The organism is Paraburkholderia sp. NMBU_R16, from assembly GCF_013282575.1.
Lineage (GTDB): Bacteria > Pseudomonadota > Gammaproteobacteria > Burkholderiales > Burkholderiaceae > Trinickia.
Genome location: NZ_JAAAYE010000504.1, coordinates 1 through 250, shown reverse-complemented (window position 1 = coordinate 250; position 250 = coordinate 1). Strand labels below are relative to the sequence as shown.

The window sequence follows — 250 nt, the reverse complement described above, 5'->3', positions numbered from 1 at the left end:
GCCAGGGAAGTCTTGCCCACCTGCCTCCACGGGCTGATTGCCAGCGCGCCAACACGAGCGCCCGATACCCGATCATGCCTCACGTGCGCGCCGGATAGCGGACGGCCTTCGCGAGGCGCTTACCCTTGAGCAGCGCCCAGCGCATGCCTTTGAGTTGCGGCTCGACTTTCTGCTCCTGGCGGCGCATCGCATCGAGCGCCTGGGAGGCATGAGCGACGACGTGAAACTTGTCGAACGTCAGCCGCGCATT

1 pseudogene is annotated in these 250 nt (G+C 65.6%); it reads right to left on the bottom strand.

What is annotated here, in order from left to right:
- Positions 1-118 precede the first annotated feature (118 nt).
- Positions 119-250 (bottom strand): annotated as a pseudogene (locus GWC77_RS28920) (transposase); the annotation flags it as partial.